Below are 16,624 nucleotides of genomic sequence, written 5' to 3' on the forward strand. Positions count from 1 at the left end.
ATGCAGTCGATCTTCGTCATCCCCATGCCAGCTGGGGCCACCCACCTTAAACTTCTTTGTCAGGCAGGACGACGATGAGACCGACGGCATCGCTGGGCATTGTGAGCCCAGTTCGATGTTTGGCAACTCTAGACCTGTTTACGCCGGAACGCAAACTATCAAAATTGCCAGCACGAAACACGGACGTCGGTGCGCTGATCAATGCCGGAGCTGGCGGCGTGCCACAGGAGTTGTTCCACATGGCTGACCGGCTTGCTCAGTTCATTGCACGAACGGAGCCTGGTCTACGCGGCTTCACACGCCGCAATTTATTTAGAATGAAACAGTTCTATGAGGCTTATCGGGAAGATTCAATCGTGTCGCCACTGGTGGCACAATTGCCGTGGTCTCATCACCTCCTCATCCTGGGGCAGAGCAAACGCCCGGAAGAACGCGTGTCGCGCTGCACTAAAAACCCGGACTTGTTTAAAGGACGATGAATTACTGCAGGTAAATCCCGGATTTAGGAAACGCATCATGCACTTGAATCCCGGACTGGGCACCAGACGAAATGAGGAAGAAGGTGCTGATTCTGGTGTGAATGAGACGGTGGAAACATAAGAATGGCATAGGGTGGCATAGGGTAGGGCAGTGATCGAATTGGCTGTGAGCTCGGTGGGCGTTTTCCAGGTTTTGTACTTAAATCCCGGAAATCGCGGACAAACTTCAGCTCAAAGTTCGTCCGGGATTTAAGTACAAAATTCCGGTATTTAAGTGCAGTAACGTTGCAGCTAAATACCGGAAATCCTTGAAAATAAAGAAGAGCTTGTCCGGGATTTAAGTGCAGCGTGACACCTGGAGACGAAGTCTGTTCGGTGATGTCTTCAGTGGTCGCTTGTACATTTACAGTTTCATGTGCCTGCAGAACCCGCATAATTTTGATTTCGAAACCTGACTCTGACATGGTTCGGGTGTCAACAACCTGATCTACCGGTATGTATCCGTTCTGATGGATGGATAAGGTCAGGAGACCCCGGCCTACTCGAACCGAAGCTCGACCATCGGTTCCGGTTTTCATACGAGCGAGTGGTTTCCCCTCTCTCATGAGAGTCACGTCGACGTCCGGCATGGCTACGCCATCAGCGTCTGTAATGCTCACACTGAAGGGCTCCTCCTGGGGACTCTGATATCCCTGCATGGGGATCGCAAAGGGTCCTAAGAGGGCGAAGGTCAGCAGTGCAAGTTGACGCAGCCAAGCACCCGCGCGCGCTAATCTGGGGAGGGCCGCGTTGTATGTCTCACACGTCTTCATAGCTTCGGTGAGAAGACAGCAATCCTGGGATGCGCAAGAAGGCTTGCGTAAGCCACGAAAATCTTGTGTGAAACGGGGTCTACCGCGAGCGTATGGGCTCCATAATGGGTACGTACCTCGTCTAATACCCGATATCCGTTGGGGCCGTCTTGTTGGATGACCGTCAATTTCCCGGCTTTTCCGGCAGAGTAGATCCTGTGGAGAGTTGGGTCGAACGCGACTGAATCAGGGCCTCCACCGATCTTGAGCGAAGTGATGACCCGATGCGTCTCCAGGTCAAACACCACTAAACTAGCATTCGCGGAGCAAACCGCGAAAAGCCGTCGCCGCTCGGAATCGATTGCCATCCCGGACGGCCCTTGACAAGGAGCGAGAGACCATTGCCCCACTACCGATCGCTTGCCAAGATCGATTGCGGCTACGGAGTTGATGTCTTCAAGATTTTGATAGAGCAGTCCGGTCTGCGGGTCCAGTGCGGGAAACTCGGGCTTTCCCGGGAGAGGTATAGCTCCGACAATCACCCGCTTTATAGGATCGATCAGAGTCGCCAACTTCGCGTCCCCATTCGCCACATACACCAGCTTCGCAAACGGGACAAAGAGTATGGCATCCGCATCATCCGCCACTGGAATGCTCTGGAACCGCTGAAGAGATCTGGGATCGAAGACATCGACCGTGTTCCCTTCGCTTCGTGTGATGAAGGCTACGTTCGCTTCGGGCAGGAGAGCGACGCCGTGGGCAGCGCCGGCCCCAGGCATTTCCGATACTGAGCTGACGGATAGGTGATTCGCATCTAAATCAACCTTAAATAAGGAACCCGACGACTCACTTGTAACGAACAACGTATTACCGTTTAGTGTTAAATAGTCGAGAACGTTGAGCAGTCCACCCCGAGGGAGCTCGACAAAGCCGTCGAAAGCCATGAACCTGGATCGAGTTGGCGCGCCCGGATAAACGAGATAGGCCAACACTACCCCCACGAAACTGATTAGTACTATTACAACCGCCCCCACTATCTTGAGTGTATTTTTCATGGCATGGTTTCCTTTACCTTTCCACAATGGTGGACGAGCGCTAGTAGACTGCGCGCCGACAGCGGTGGCCAGACCGACAACAAGCTGACCGCGATCAATGAGAGGCGTCTGCCCTGCGGGCACAAGATTTTCATTATCGTCATAGGGGCAAGCCTCCTAAGGTCGTTGAGGTGCGACGCCCATCGCCATCAGTTCGCCGACGAACAATATGGAATAGATCGATTGCTTACTGAGAGACAATTGGTTATAGAAGGAAGATGGCCATACGAATCGCAAAGAACGACAACGTCCATGCAAATTGGTTGAAGTAGGGCAAGATACTACGCTTCATATTCCCTCCCTGGTTTTCATTGTTGCGGGAACGCGTGGACGGTGCTGTCAGGAAACCTTTGCGGAGTGTGAAGATTTGTAAGTTCGCCGACATTGCGGATTCTTGCGTATCATACGGATGACAGATCAGTGGCAAAGAGCGTCAGAGATATCATGAAAAAGAGCCGTTCTGTCGGCTCGCGGAGATACAAACCTTGCACAACTCAAAGGGCGTGATACAACGAGCCAACCCACGTCTTCTGCTGGTTGATGACGACCGCGACTTGTGCCATCTGGTGACGCAATACCTGGAGCCGGAGGGCTTCAGTCTTTCCGTGGTTCATACTGGCAGCGAAGGGATAAGAGCCGCAATCGAGGGCAACCATGAACTGATCGTGCTGGATGTCATGTTGCCAGACAAGAAGGGTTTTGACGTTCTAAGGGAGATCCGACAGGGTGTCCGCACTCCTGTCCTGATGCTGACTGCAAAAGGGGACGAATTCGACCGCATCCTCGGCCTGGAGCTAGGCGCTGATGATTACTTGCCGAAGCCGTTCAGTCCCCGCGAATTGATCGCCCGAATCTCGGCTATACTCCGCAGATCGGGGTGGCAATCGGAGAGGAATACCGGATCCCGTCCCCCTGTAATCCATTCCGGGGACATCGAACTTGATTTGGCGGCGCGCACAGTGTTGAAGGCGGGTGAGCTGCTGAGGTTGACCTCTGCGGAGTTCGATCTATTGCGGGCGTTTTTCGAGGCTCCAGGACAGGTTCTGACCCGTGAGGCACTTGTCGAGAAGGTTCTCGACCGAAAGTTCTCGCCTTTCGATCGAAGCATCGACCTCCACATCAGCAACCTTCGCCGCAAACTTGGTCCGCAGAACGATGGCGCCGAGAGAATTCGAAGCGTGCGTGGAATCGGCTATCTTTATGCGTGGCCCGCGCAAGATTGAATGGCTTTGTTCGCTCGCCTAACTCGAGAGCATGCATATTCGATCAAGGCGGTTCGCCTGGCGATCAGCCCATATCTCCGAACAGACTATTCACAGCCATCCACCACAATCACGGTTTTCCGTCGCCGGGTACATTCGTAGTTATGCGCTTCGAGAAAAACTCCCTGACAATGGTTCCGCCTGCCTTTCCGGCGATACCGATGGCGGCGTTGGTGAAGACCAGCCCTATTCCCCGGTCTGCGTGGGGATAATACAAATTGGAGAGTGCTCCGGAGCCGATGTCGCTCAAAAAGTAGGAGTAGTTCGGCATTGGCTTTCCATTGTCGCTGCGCGTGATAATCGCAAAACTTGCGGCATGAACTAAGCGAGACTTGAAGGAGCCAGTGCCCTGGTAGAAGTAGCGTGGGTCCTGATGGAAGAGCGAGGGGAAGACCGCATGGCTCAGGAAGTCACTGGTGCGTCCGTCGCCAAACTTTGCGGCAAAACGTTTGCCGTAGCCCGCGGCACCCTGGCCGTAGCCGGCATAGGTGTTGTTCGCCTGCTCGATGCCGGCAGCGAGGCCCACGCCGATCAAGGAAACAGGATCGAAAGTGTCGTGTGAAGCGAGCGAAAATTTTTGTTTCGTGGTCATTGGAGCCGGGTCGTGGACATAGCTTATATAAAAATTCGGGATGACCCCGATAAAACGCTGCTTCTCTTCCGCTTTTATCTGCTCAGCGGCAATCACGTCGGTGGGACGGACCGTTATCTCCGTGTCTGTCATCGCAACCGATAATGAGATCGTAGGAACCTCGTAGGACTGTTGCGCCGTGACGACGAACTCTGCAGATGTGAAGGGCGCAAAACCCTTGGCGCTGACGATGACAAGATAGGAACCAGCGGGAAGCTTGGTAAAGGCAAATTCACCGTTGCCCCCGGAGTTCAGCATGCGCAATTGTGTTCCGTCCCTATGCGTCAAGCTAACCTGTGCGCCGGGAACGGCGGCTCCGCTTACGTCCAGCACTACGCCGGAGACGCTCGCTGACCCCTCCGCGGAGGTTGTTTGCTCAGCCGCACTCTGTTGGTCTGACTGGGGCTGAGGTGCATCCGGGAGGGAACTGCTGCTGATCCCTGACTCGGCCGTTTGTTGCTGGGCATTTGCTGTAGCAGTGATCGCACACAGCAGCAAAAGTGAAGCGTAGGTAAGAACAGCAGGCGGCCGGAGCCACGTGGTCTTTGTCAGGGCTCGCCTCAAGACCAGAGAGGAAGCCACAAGGCGAGACGCAGTCAGGCCCAACATGGAGATGCTACGTATCAACAGTTGCACGGCAAGCCATAGAGTTCCAGCAGGATGAACATCCATATTCGAACGGTATGTGTCCGGGGCAGGGCGTGCCGTCAGGAAACGTAAGCGTCTGTAAGGATTTGTATAGATATGGCTGGGAGCCTGTCTTGTATCGTATACCTAAAGGTTCGGTAATCGGGAAGGGAGAACATTTGCCTCTCAATCTTCAAGCCAGACTCTGCAAGGTGAGAGCCAGAGTGCCCATGTACCGGCTTTTCCTGACGATCTTCTTATGGTTTTGGCTGACCACCTGGGGCATGATCGCTATTGTGGTTCTCGGCAGCCGCCTGACTGGCATCAGGCAGGTCTCTGCTCCCAATATGTATGCAACGATCGCGCCCATCCTGGCCGCAGAGGCAGCGAAGGCGTATGAATCAGGCGGCCCTGAGGCGTTTGCTCGTTTTTCGCAAAGCAACGATGAGGGCCGCGCGCGGCAACTCTACCTGCTCGACGGGTTTTATAAGGACGTCTTGTCACGGCCGCTAACAAACGACGGCCTGCGGGTTGCGCACGCAGCAAAGAATGGCCAACTCGTTACGCTCCGGGCCCATCTCGCAGCTTACAAATTCGTCTCTTCTTCAGGGCATCCCTACATCCTGCTGCTTTACCTGAAATCCGGCCTGCGCGAGATAGCAGAGGCGTTGTTGGGAGAGGGCCTGCCGTATACCATCTTTCTGGTCGTTCTGGTCACTCTACTCTGCTTCGCGCTTGCGTATCATATTGCGTCACCGATCCACAGCATTCAATCGACGGCCAGAAGAGTCGCACAGGGCGATCTCAAGGCGCGGGTGCCGGCTTCGGTGTCAAGGCGCTTTGATGAATTGGCAGCTCTGGCAAAAGACTTTGACTCGATGGTGGGTCGTCTGGACTTGCTGATACAAACGCAGAAGAACCTTCTGAATTCGGTATCGCATGAACTGCGTTCTCCTCTGGCTCGTATCAATCTCTCTGTGGCTCTTTTGAAAAAGCGTTACTCGGCAGACGCCGACGACATGTTTCAACGACTCGATCGGGACGTCGCGAGGATCGATGTGTTGATGGGGCAGTTATTGACTCTCTCTCGCCTTGAAGCCGGGCTTTCATCCGCAGAGAGAGAAGATGTAAATTTTGCTCAACTCGTCGAGGAAACAGCGGCTGACAGTAACTTCGAAGCCGAAGCGTCGTGCAAGTCGGTGAGTTTCCGTACAGAAGGTTCGATCATTCTCGAGAATGCCGATCCACATGCCCTTCGAAGTGCTTGTGAGAACATTATTCGCAATGCGGTCCGGTTTACCCGACCGGGAACCAATGTCGAGGTCGTATTGGAGATTGACAGGAGCACACCGGAACTGGCGGGGATTCTCTCCGTCCGAGATCATGGCCCAGGGGTTCCGGAAGGGTCACTTGAGGCAATCTTTCAACCTTTCTATCGAATTAGCGGCGACGCGCAAGGGACGGATGGGAACGGTCTCGGTCTAGCGATTGCTTTAGAGGCGATTCGGTTGCACCGCGGTACGATTAGCGCCGCGAATCTTCGGCCGACAGGCCTTGATATAACAATTCGATTGCCGATCGCTTCCGATGCAGCATCCCGTCGATATGAGGTTCCGCAGCCCGAGCACAACGCACAAGCTAAGAATTGCGACTAAACCGTGGCCGCCCTAGCCGTGAGCCGACAGATAAAGAATATAGAGTTTCCTCGCCTGAACATCCTACGGATAATGCTCGATAGCTCAAGTTTGCCTCACCCGCTCCAGTGTTTGCGTTGGTTTGTTCCCATACAAATCCTTACAAGTACCTAACCGTTCCTGACGGCGCTTTGTCGTTGCCCTCCCCACAATAGGACTCTAGGAGGGCTCATGAAGGTCAGAAGAGGGTTGTTCGATAAGTCCCGTGCAGTGCACTCGTGCCTCGTTCAAACGCCCGGGGCGCACGCACAGATTTGTCTGAAGGTGTCTCGGAGAGATAGCAAGTGAGCGAATATCTTGGGGAGAGGGAAGACAAGCTCGCACAACTTAGATTTGCACAGCAGACCATCATTGCGAAGCCTACTTCCAGGTCATCCTCAAAGAGGATAGCGGCCATTTTCTCGGGCGCCACTCTAGCCATCGGCATCTTCCTTGCGCTTGAGTCTCAAAGGCAGAAGGTCGATTCGGTCGCTGTTGGAGCGGAAGATCATTCTGTCATCGTCCATGTCGGCAGGGCGTACCAAGGTGACATGGGTGTTTATATCGATGCGCTCGGTACGGTGACCCCGATTTCAACGGTGAACATCTACAGCCAGGTGAGCGGTCGGGTTCTCATGGTGCATTATCGCGAGGGGCAGATTGTACATAGGGGTGACCCGCTCCTCGACATCGATCCCCGCCCCTATCAGGCGCAGTTGCAGCAGGCAGAAGGTTTATTGGACCACGACCGCGGTGTCCTTAAACAGGCTGAGATTGATCTTGCTCGTTACCGGGAGGCATTCACCTTGCACGCTGTTGCAAAACAGATTCTCGACGATCAGGAACAGGCCGTCGTTCAAGATCAGGGAGCTGTTAAATTCGATCTTGGTCAAGTGCAATATGCCGAGGCCCAGCTTAGCTACTGCCACATCACAGCTCCAACTTCAGGCAGGGTTGGTCTGCGACTGGTGGATTCCGGCAATACTGTTTTTGCCGGGAGTTCAAGCGCGCTCCTCGTGATCACCCAACTCCAGCCGATCACAGTCGTTTTCAACGTGGCAGAAGATCATCTCGGAGAAGTCCAGACGCAACTGCGACAACACAAACTTCTTGCCGTGGAAGCCTTTGACCGTTCAGCCGTAACCAAATTGGCGGTCGGATCTCTTCTGACCATTGACAATCAGGTCGACACATCGAGCGGTACGGTTCGATTCCGTGGCGAATTCGACAATCGAGACCTAACCCTCTTTCCAAACCAGTTCGTCAATGCGCGGCTATTGGTGAAAACGCTCAAAGGTTCAGTTCTCATTCCCTCTGCGGCGATCCAACGAAATGGGACGCAGGCATTCGTCTTCGCTGTCGATAAGAATACTGTATCGGTCCGGAACATCACCGAGCGGAGCACTGACGGCGTCACGGCTGCGGTGGAAGGTCTTCAGGTGGGAGAAACGGTGGCGCTCTCGAGCTTTGACAAGCTGCAAGAGGGGACACCGGTGAAGGTCGAACCGTCGCCTCAAAAAGCCTCAGTCAACACGGGAGTACAGCCTTGAGCCCTTCCCGCGCCTTTATTCTTCGACCGGTAACGACTGCGTTGCTTATGGTAGCGATTCTGATCGCTGGTGCTGCCGCTTATATCAAGCTACCGGTCTCAGCATTACCCGAGGTAGAGTATCCAACAATTCAGGTTCGGACCTTTTATCCGGGAGCCAGTCCGGATGTGATGTCCTCTGCTGTTACTGCGCCACTGGAACGTCAGTTTGGCCAGATTCCTGGGTTGACCCAGATGACCTCCACTAGTTCGGACGGAAGTTCTGCGATAGTTTTGCAGTTTTCGCTGCGTCTGAATATCGATGTGGCTGAACAGGAGGTTCAGGCCGCGATCAATGCCGCGCAGAGCTTTCTGCCTACCGACCTGCCGGTTCCGCCCGTGTATAGCAAGTCGAATCCGGCTGATGCGCCTGTCTTGACCCTCGCTCTCACATCGAAGACCATGGCGCTCTCCAAAGTAGAAGATCTGGCAGATTCTCGGCTCGCCCCGAAGATCTCGCAGCTCAGTGGAGTAGGGCTCGTGACGATCGGCGGCGGACAGAAACCGGCCGTCCGCATTCAGGTAAATCCCGCGACGCTGGCGACCTATGGCATCGGTCTGGAAGACTTACGGTCTGCTCTCGCAAGCACCAGCGTCAATGCTGCGAAGGGCACCTTCGATGGAGATGCGCAAAATTATCAAATCAACGCGAATGATCAGCTGCTCTCGGGTAACGATTATCGCGATGTTCTCGTTGCGTACAGGAACGGCGCCCCCGTAACCCTGTCCGATGTTGCCACGATCAGCGATGGCGTCGAAAATACACGGCTCGCGGGCTGGATGAATCATACCCCTGCGGTGATTCTCAATATCCAGCGACAACCAGGAGCAAACACGATTGCAGTTGTCAAGAGCATCGAAGAGCTACTTCCTCAACTACAGGCAAACCTGCCAGCGTCAGTAAAGCTGACGGTGTTGACCGATCGAACAACGACGATCCAGGCATCGGTCAAGGATGTCGAGTTTGAGCTAGCCCTGACCATCGGCCTTGTCATCATGGTCATTTTCGTATTCTTGCGTAATATCTCCGCCACGATCATTCCTGCCATAGCCATCCCCATCTCTTTGATCGGAACTATGGCCGTCATGTATCTGTTGGGCTATAGCCTGAACAACCTCACACTAATGGCGCTCACGATCTCGACAGGTTTCGTCGTTGATGACGCGATTGTAATGATCGAAAACATTTCGCGCTACCTTGAGGATGGACTCCGACCGCTGGATGCAGCGCTCAAGGGCGCAGAGCAGATTGGCTTCACCATCATCTCCCTCACAATATCTCTCATCGCAGTGCTCATTCCGCTGCTGCTCATGGGAGATATTGTGGGCAGACTCTTCCGCGAGTTCGCCATTACGCTTGCAGTTACCATCCTTATCTCTGCCGCAGTTTCCCTCACGCTGACACCCATGATGAGCGCTCGTCTGCTTCACCACAAGCCGCGATCGAAGCAAGGAGCGTTCTATCGCTGGTCTGAAAAGATGTTTGAAGTCCTGATCGAACGATACAGCCGGACGCTGCGATGGGTTCTTCGCCACGAGGTGGCGACTCTTCTGGTGGCGGGCGTCACCCTGGTGCTCGCAATCAATCTCTACGTTGTTATCCCGAAAGGCCTGTTTCCTACTCAGGATGTGGGCATTATTCAGGGCATTTCGCAAGCCCCTGAATCGATATCATTCCAGTCCATGTCGCGGAAGCAACAGGAATTAGCGAAGGTGATTTTGCAGGATCCTGCGGTCGCAAGCCTCTCTTCCTTCATCGGCGTAGATGGGACAAATGCGACTCTTAACAGTGGCCGTATCCAAATCAATCTCAAGCCATTCGCGGAACGCCACGTTAACGCCGCCACAGTGATCGATCGTCTCCATTCCAAATTAGACAGAGTGGACGGCATACATCTCTACATGCAGCCGGTGCAGGACCTGACGGTTGACGATCGCGCCAGCCGAAACCAATTCCAGTACACGCTTGTAGATGCCGATCAGGCGGAACTCGACATCTGGACCGCAAAGATGGTTGACGATCTCAAAAAGCAGCCGGAACTGAGAGACGTCGCCACCGATCAACAACCCCGAGGCCTAGCCGAGAATCTCGTCATTGACCGGGCCACAGCCTCTCGCATGAATATTACCCCGGACCAAATTGACTCGACGCTGTATGACGCATTCGGACAGCGTCAGATCAGTACCCTCTACACACAATTCAATCAGTATCACGTGATCCTCGAGGCATCTCCTGAATTTCAGAGGAGTCCACAAAAGCTTCAAGACATCTATCTGCAAAATTCTTCACAGCAAAGCGGCACAAGCTCTGCATCCACCTCTGGACGGACAGGTGCCAACAGCACATCAACTTCGGTTAGCGCGTTCTCAGTTTCTTCCACTAGCGGGATATCAGGCGCACAGCGGTCAGCTGCATCCGGATCGGTCAGTACTTCCGCCCTGTCCTCCAACACGTTGGGTGGGCTCGCCTCTACATGGAGGTCTACGAGCTCGGTTCTTTCAATGAGCGGAACCAGCGGCCTTTCAGCCACAACCTCTCAGCCCTCCTCCGCCTCCTCAGGGGGCAGCAGCTCCAATGCGACATCTCCGATCCCTCTCTCCGCGATTGCACATTTTGAGAAGAGATCCAGCCCCCTGACAATCGCTCACCAGGGCCAGTTTCCAGTGGTAACTATCTCATTCAACTTGGCGCCGCATACATCCTTGAGTCAGGCTATCGCCGCGGTCGAAAGGACGCAGCGCCGCTTGACGATGCCCGCCAGTGTACAGGCGAGCTTTCAGGGTACTGCGGAAGCCTACAAATCGGTTGGATCCAACGAGGCGCTCCTGATTCTCGCGGCGCTGGCGGCCGTCTATATCGTGTTGGGGATTCTCTATGAGAGCTTCATCCACCCAATCACTATCCTTTCGACTCTGCCCTCGGCTGGAGTCGGAGCGTTGCTGGCACTCATGTTGTTTGGCCAGGATCTCGGCATTGTCGCCATTATTGGCATCATTCTTCTGATCGGAATCGTGAAGAAGAACGGAATTATGATCGTCGATTTTGCTCTCGACGCGGAAAGAACTCGCCGCCTTACTTCCACCGAGGCAATCTACGAGGCTTCACTCCATCGCTTTCGTCCCATCATGATGACGACGTTGGCAGCCCTCCTTGCAGGAATTCCGCTAGCCTTCGGCTCGGGCATCGGATCTGAACTGCGGCGTCCTTTGGGTATCGCAATGGTGGGTGGCCTCCTTCTGAGCCAGGTTTTGACGCTCTATACAACTCCGGTTGTCTATATCTTCTTCGACAGATTGGGACAACGGCTCGGCTCTCGCAAATCGTCTCTAATGACGTTCGATGCGGAGGGGCAGCTATGAATTTCTCTGCCCCGTTCATAAAAAGACCCGTCGCGGCAACTCTATTGGCCGTTAGCGTCGCATTGGCCGGCATGATTGCTTTCCGGTACCTTCCAGTGGCCTCTTTGCCTTTGGTCGACCTCTCGGCGATTCAGGTATCGGCCGCACTCCCTGGCGCGAGCCCTGAAGACATGGCGTCTTCTGTGGCGACTCCGCTCGAGAAGCAATTCAGTCATATCGCCGGGATTACCTCGATGAGTTCGAAGAACTCTCTCGGCATCACTTCGATCAGGCTAACCTTCGATATGAGTAGGGATGTCGACGGCGCAGCGCGTGATGTTCAAGCCGCAATCAACGCTGCCCGCAGTTACCTGCCAGCAAACCTCCCCGCCAATCCGATCTATCGCAAGATTGATTCCGCGCGGGCGCCGGTGCTGGTGCTCAATCTAGCCTCCGCAACCGTTGACACAGGTGTTCTCTACGACACTGCGTCATCTATCATCCAACAGAGAATCTCTCAGATCAGCGGCGTGGGACAAGTATCCATTCTTGGCGGATCTTTGCCTGCTGTGCGAATCGATCTCAATCCGCAACAGTTAGCTCACTACGGTCTTGGCTTGCAGGATGTCGCTGGTGTAATCAGCGCGCAAAATGCAAACCGGCCGAAGGGACAAATCTCCGACGAAAGTACCATCGCCGACATCACGGCAAACGATCAGATATCGAAGGCTCGCGATTATGCGCCTCTCATCGTCCGATCGAAGGACAACTCCGTTATACGGCTCAGCGATGTCGCAACGATTACCAACTCGGTCGAGAATCTCCGCTCCGTAGCCTACGTCAACGGGAAAGAATCCGTTAGTCTACTTGTCTATTGTTCGCCGGGCGCGAACGTCATCAGTACAGTGGATGAGATCAAGCGCGAGCTGCCTTCCATCCGGGCTTCGATCCCTTCGAATGAGCAGCTCCTGGTGACGGGAGACCTCACCACCACAATCCGAGCCTCTGTCAAGGATGTGGAAGGGACACTGATTCTGTCGATCGGCTTGGTGGTCCTCGTTGTCTTCCTTTTCCTGCGTAACGCGCGGGCCACCCTAATCCCAGGAGCTGCAGTCACGATCTCGGTGATTGGCACATTTGCGGTGATGTATCTTTGCGGCTACACCCTGGACAACTTATCGCTCATGGCTCTCGCCATCTCTACAGGGTTCGTAGTCGATGACGCCATCGTAGTTATGGAAAATGTCGTTCGTCTGATGGAGTTGGGCGTGCCCCCGATGGAAGCTGCTCTGAAGGGTTCGGAAGAAACAGGACCCACCGTGTTGTCGATGAGCCTTTCACTCATTGCGGTCTTCATTCCGATTCTGTTTATGGGAGGAATTCCGGGCAGGCTTTTTCACGAGTTTGCCGTGACTCTCGCGGTCTCGATTGCGATCTCCATGGTGGTTTCGCTGACTCTCACGCCGATGATGTGTGCCTATCTTCTCCGGCCGGAAAATGGAGTCACGCATGGCCGAATCTATCGACTCAGTGAGCGAGCCTTTGATTATCTATTGGGCGGCTATCGTCGTAGCCTCGTTTGGGTACTGAAGCATCCCGCCATCGTTTTGGCTGTGTTTCTAGGGACGGTTGCGCTCAACGTGGTTCTGATAGGAAGGGTCACAAAGGGATTGTTTCCGATACAGGATACAGGTTCGCTGCTCGGCGGGATTCAGGGGCCGCAGGACGCCTCCTTCCGCGCAATGCAATCGGCATTGATCTCCGTTGAGAAGGTAATCGAAGCTGATCCGGCGGTGGGTGTTGTTACCGGATTCACTGGGAGTACTTCCGGTCCGGGCAGCGAAGACGGCAGCAACTCGGGATTTGTCTTCGTTACCCTCAAGCCTTTGTCAGAGAGAAAGCTGAGCGCTGCCGATGTGCTTGATCGCTTGCGGCCGAAATTGGATGAAATTACTGGAGCGGAGACACTCCTCAAGCCTTTCCAGGATATTCCGTCTGTCGGAAAAAGCAGTAACACTACCTACCAGTATGAGTTGTCAGCCGACAATGTTGCTGATCTCAACAAATGGGGGCCAACCCTCTACCAGGAAATGAGAAAGCTACCTGAACTCAAGGACGTCAACATCGACCAGCAGAATGGTGGACTACAGACCGCGGTCAACTATGACCGTCGCACGGCTGCTCGATTGGGCATCACCCCACAACTCATTGACCAATCGCTATACGGAGCGTTCGGGCAGGCGCAGATCTCAACCATCTACACCTCGCTAAACCAGTATCACGTCGTGATGGAATCAGCGCCGCAATATAGGCAGAACCCTCTCGGAATGAATTCTATTTATATTCACCCATCCGATGGTAATACCGTTCCGCTCGATGCTTTTGTGAAGACAACGAATTCGACTTCTCCTCTTTCTATTAATCACGACGGACTCTTCCCCGCAGTGACGGTGTCGTTCAATTTAGCGCCGGGCGTTTTTCTCCAACAAGCCACCATTGCTGTTGAGAAGTTGCAGCAGAGGCTTGCGATGCCTCGTACGGTACGCGGAGGCTTCGCCGGCACTGCGGGGGATTTCAAGAAGTCGCTCATCGACCAGATCGTACTTGTTGTGATGGCGTTGTTCGCGGTCTACATCGTATTGGGAGTCTTGTACGAGAGTCTGGTGCATCCGGTCACAATTCTATCGACTCTTCCTCCTGCAAGCGTCGGCGCGGTGCTTGCCCTCATCCTCTGCAAAAGCGAACTCGATGTGATTTCGCTCATTGGCATCGTTTTGCTGATCGGGATAGTCAAGAAGAACGCGATTATGATGATCGACTTCGCTCTTCTCGCGGAGCGGGTTGAAGGAAAGAATTCAAAAGACGCCATATTCGAAGCATGTCTATTACGGTTTCGTCCGATCATGATGACAACAATGGCTGCCCTCTTCGGAGCTCTTCCGCTCGCGCTTGGTCACGGAACGGGATCGGAACTAAGGCGTCCCCTGGGCATCGCGGTCTCTGGTGGCCTTATCCTCAGCCAGGCACTCACGCTCTACACAACACCAGTGATCTATCTCTTTCTTGATCGCCTCCGGCTACGTTTCAAAGACGCGGTAACGCCAAGGAACTGGTCGTTGGCAGAGGCACAATCTAATGATTAATTCCGGACGCTATCCCGCTTCACACTCTGCGAGCCGTCAAATAAGCCGGGGAAGCCGCCTCGTCTCCCTTTCGTTATTGCTTCTTCCCCTCAGTGGATTCACGGGATGCAATGTTGGGCCAAAATATCTACGTCCAGTTGTCCCTGCCCCTCCAGCGTTCAAAGAGTTAGGTACTCAACAAGCGGCCGATGGCAGCACCTGGAAACCCGCGCAGCCACAAGATGGAGCGCTTCGAGGAAAGTGGTGGGAGATTTATCAAGAGCCTGAATTGAATGCTCTCGAGGACAATCTGAATGTCTCGAACCAGAACATCGCTCAGTCCTACGACAATTTCACGGCTGCGCGGGCTCAAGTCCAGCAAGCGCGTTCCAACTACTACCCGACGATCAGAGTAGGGGCATCGTATTCGCGCAATCGGTCGTCTCAATCGCAGGGCGCAGCGTCGAGTCTGTCGAGCGCCAACCCGAATAGTAATGTGTTCGATCTTCCTTTCGATGTTAGCTGGGAGCCCGATCTCTGGGGCCGTGTCCGTAACACCGTCCACCAATTCTCGCGTGCGGCCCAGGTGAGCGCTGCCGACCTGGAGAACGTAAAACTAACCGAACAGGCGAACCTGGCGGTCTTCTACTTTCAGCTACGCGGCCAGGATGCACTGGAAGATCTTTATCAGAAGACTGTAGAAGTGGACCAGAAGGCACTGGACCTCACCCGTGTCCGATACAAATCAGGTCTCGACAACGATGAGGCGGTGGCGCAGGCTGAGATTGCTCTTGAGAGTGCCACGGCCGCCGCGACCAACGCGGAAATTGCTCGGGCGCAGTATGAGCATGCAATTGCGCTGCTGGTTGGTGAGCCTGCTTCGACCTTCTCCGTGCCAGTAAGGGCATTAACAACCCAGGCGCCTGACATACCGGTCGGTGTACCCTCTGAACTGCTGGAAAGACGGCCCGATATCGCGGCTGCTGAACGAACCATGGCTGAAGCCAACGCACTGATCGGCGTTCAAAAGGCGTCATATTATCCAACGCTCAACATCACAGGTACAGCAGGATTTGAAGCATCGAAATTTTCAAAATGGACTGCTTCTCCAAGCCGCTACTGGTCAGTCGGACCGACGGCATCCGAATCCATATTTGATGGTGGTCTTAGAAAGTCGACAATGACTCAGTATACGGCTCTCTACAATGCCGATGTTGCCGGATATAAACAGACTGTGTTGGTTGCGTTCCAACAGACCGAGGATTCTCTCGCCTCGTTGCGGCTGCTCACCCGGCAGATTGAGCAGCAGGAGGAAACTGTGGCGTCTGCGCAACGATATTTTGATGTCGCAGCTGCGCGCTACACGACAGGGCTTGATCCATACTTGAACGTCTTCACCGCCCAGGCAACGTTACTCGCGAATCAGCAAACGATGATCACACTCCGCATGCAACAGATGACGAGTAGTGTGCAGTTGGTAGAGGCATTGGGTGGTGGCTGGAACATGAACCAACTTCCGTCGGAGCATGAGGTCGCAGCTAAGCGTCCTTGATGAATTGTTCATCGTGCCTACAAAACTTTACCTCTCGTTTACTCATCTACCACCTGCTTTACAGGCCAACTACAAATCTTTACAACCCTTAGAGCGGATTCAAGGTAGCTGCACCCTGTAATTGCAGAGTCTGAACCATGCTGTGGCGTTGTGGCGTTGATCCTGGGCAAGGCTTCTGTGATGGCCTGGTCGAGCTCTTTGGGGTCGCGTGCTTTGGTGGCGCGAAGGAGTTGTTTGAGTTTAGCCCAGGCTTTCTCGATGGGGTTGAGGTCGGGCGAGTAAGGCGGCAGATACAGCACGTCGGCACCACGCTCTTGAAGCCGTTCTCGCACCCCGGCTACCTTGTGCGAGCTGAGATTATCCATGACCACAACGTCTCCGGGACGCAACTGCGGGCAGAGCACCTCGTCGAGGTAGGCGAGGAAGACGTCGGTATCGGTGGCCGCCTCGACGGTCATGGATGCGA

Annotated in this window: 10 protein-coding genes and 1 pseudogene; 7 read left to right on the top strand and 4 right to left on the bottom strand. The window is 54.3% G+C overall.

The genetic code is table 11. The features are described from left to right. Positions 1-74: 74 nt before the first annotated feature. Entirely contained in the window at positions 75-479 is a 405-nt protein-coding gene (locus Q363_RS38310) for a DUF1016 N-terminal domain-containing protein (RefSeq protein ID WP_084080450.1), read from the top strand. A 35-nt stretch (positions 480-514) separates the two neighbouring features. Here the strand turns inward: Q363_RS38310 and Q363_RS16980 are convergent, their stop codons facing one another. Both Q363_RS16980 and Q363_RS16985 read right to left on the bottom strand, forming a co-directional pair. Then, a complete protein-coding gene (locus Q363_RS16980; RefSeq protein ID WP_157467036.1) occupies positions 515-1,138 on the bottom strand; it encodes a hypothetical protein in 624 nt (207 codons plus the stop codon). A 149-nt stretch (positions 1,139-1,287) separates the two neighbouring features. Then, entirely contained in the window at positions 1,288-2,325 is a 1,038-nt protein-coding gene (locus Q363_RS16985) for a beta-propeller fold lactonase family protein (protein WP_051978893.1), read from the bottom strand. Positions 2,326-2,849: 524 nt separating this feature from the next. Between Q363_RS16985 and Q363_RS16995 the strand changes: the two genes are divergently transcribed. After that, positions 2,850-3,587, top strand: coding sequence for a response regulator transcription factor (locus Q363_RS16995; RefSeq protein ID WP_245632275.1), 738 nt, complete (start codon positions 2,850-2,852; stop codon positions 3,585-3,587). 109 nt (positions 3,588-3,696) lie between these two features. Here the strand turns inward: Q363_RS16995 and Q363_RS17000 are convergent, their stop codons facing one another. Beyond that, entirely contained in the window at positions 3,697-4,929 is a 1,233-nt protein-coding gene (locus tag Q363_RS17000; RefSeq protein ID WP_342667424.1) for a carboxypeptidase-like regulatory domain-containing protein, read from the bottom strand. Between the two features lie 185 nt (positions 4,930-5,114). On the opposite strand from Q363_RS17000, the gene Q363_RS36215 reads away from it, so the two are divergent. From Q363_RS36215 to Q363_RS17025, 5 genes are all read left to right on the top strand, one after another. Beyond that, positions 5,115-6,539: an ATP-binding protein gene (locus tag Q363_RS36215; RefSeq protein WP_051978894.1), complete on the top strand. Its 1,425-nt coding sequence runs from the start codon at positions 5,115-5,117 to the stop codon at positions 6,537-6,539. A gap of 323 nt (positions 6,540-6,862) precedes the next feature. Further along, positions 6,863-8,107 (top strand): efflux RND transporter periplasmic adaptor subunit, encoded by a 1,245-nt coding sequence (locus tag Q363_RS17010; protein WP_051978895.1) that lies wholly within the window; start codon positions 6,863-6,865, stop codon positions 8,105-8,107. Continuing rightward, a complete protein-coding gene (locus tag Q363_RS17015; protein ID WP_035352395.1) occupies positions 8,104-11,505 on the top strand; it encodes an efflux RND transporter permease subunit in 3,402 nt (1,133 codons plus the stop codon). The genes Q363_RS17010 and Q363_RS17015 overlap by 4 nt, the downstream gene beginning before the upstream one ends. Next, positions 11,502-14,627: an efflux RND transporter permease subunit gene (locus Q363_RS17020; RefSeq protein WP_035352396.1), complete on the top strand. Its 3,126-nt coding sequence runs from the start codon at positions 11,502-11,504 to the stop codon at positions 14,625-14,627. The genes Q363_RS17015 and Q363_RS17020 overlap by 4 nt, the downstream gene beginning before the upstream one ends. Continuing rightward, positions 14,620-16,158, top strand: coding sequence for an efflux transporter outer membrane subunit (locus Q363_RS17025; protein WP_084080453.1), 1,539 nt, complete (start codon positions 14,620-14,622; stop codon positions 16,156-16,158). The genes Q363_RS17020 and Q363_RS17025 overlap by 8 nt, the downstream gene beginning before the upstream one ends. A gap of 170 nt (positions 16,159-16,328) precedes the next feature. Here the strand turns inward: Q363_RS17025 and Q363_RS17030 are convergent. Continuing rightward, a pseudogene (locus Q363_RS17030) lies at positions 16,329-16,624 on the bottom strand (transposase); the annotation flags it as partial.

Source organism: Edaphobacter aggregans DSM 19364 (genome assembly GCF_000745965.1).
Lineage (GTDB): Bacteria > Acidobacteriota > Terriglobia > Terriglobales > Acidobacteriaceae > Edaphobacter > Edaphobacter aggregans.

What these genes read in the sequence shown, in the direction of transcription:
- Q363_RS38310 (WP_084080450.1), top strand. Translation starts at nt 75, where the DNA reads ATGAGACCGACGGCATCGCTGGGCATTGTGAGCCCAGTTCGATGTTTG.
- Q363_RS16985 (WP_051978893.1), bottom strand. Translation starts at nt 2,325, where the DNA reads ATGAAAAATACACTCAAGATAGTGGGGGCGGTTGTAATAGTACTAATC.
- Q363_RS17000 (WP_342667424.1), bottom strand. Translation starts at nt 4,929, where the DNA reads ATGGATGTTCATCCTGCTGGAACTCTATGGCTTGCCGTGCAACTGTTG.
- Q363_RS36215 (WP_051978894.1), top strand. Translation starts at nt 5,115, where the DNA reads ATGTACCGGCTTTTCCTGACGATCTTCTTATGGTTTTGGCTGACCACC.
- Q363_RS17020 (WP_035352396.1), top strand. Translation starts at nt 11,502, where the DNA reads ATGAATTTCTCTGCCCCGTTCATAAAAAGACCCGTCGCGGCAACTCTA.
- Q363_RS17025 (WP_084080453.1), top strand. Translation starts at nt 14,620, where the DNA reads ATGATTAATTCCGGACGCTATCCCGCTTCACACTCTGCGAGCCGTCAA.